Annotated in this window: 1 protein-coding gene; it reads left to right on the forward strand. The window is 51.4% G+C overall.

The genetic code is table 11. The annotated features are described in order from the left end of the window. A partial coding sequence (locus ACXJ5O_RS29340; RefSeq protein WP_457302969.1) for a response regulator transcription factor occupies nucleotides 1-261 on the forward strand: 261 nt, incomplete at its 5' end. Between the last annotated feature and the right edge of the window lie 307 nt (nucleotides 262-568).

The following is a 568-nucleotide window of genomic DNA, read 5'->3' on the forward strand; positions in this document are numbered from 1 at the left end:
GCTAAGAACCTGCATGATATTCAAAGCATCCTCGGAACCAACCACCATCAGTCCAAGCGTTTGGAAATGTTCACACGACGGGAACGTGAGGTCATCGAAGTCCTGCGACAGGGAAAGGCAAACAAAACGATTGCCTATGCCCTCAGGCTTGCTCCAAACACTGTGAAAGTTCACGTTCGGAATATCCTCAAGAAGGTTCGGGCGACGAACCGGGCGGAAGCAATTTACAAAATCAACGCCATGTTTGATGAGATCGCATAGAGCGACGTTCGGTAGCAAAAATAGAACGCCGTTGGGGGCGACGGGGGCCGCTCCTACATCTGACCCTCCCTCTTGTGGGAGGGTCTTTTTTCCACGCGCCTGTAGTACTATGACAGATCTTGATAGGATGCGAACCGCCGGCCCACAAGATGTCGCATTATTCTAACCTATTGATAGTATGCGACTTAGCTAAACCAAGATAAGGGCATCGGTATAAGTCTGTTCGGAACAAGCGCACAGTAGGCGCCCTTGGAACACCGCCCCTTGATGATGCCGTGGCCCTATAACCGTTTGTGCCATAAGGCGG

This window comes from Phyllobacterium sp. P5_D12 (genome assembly GCF_054049495.1).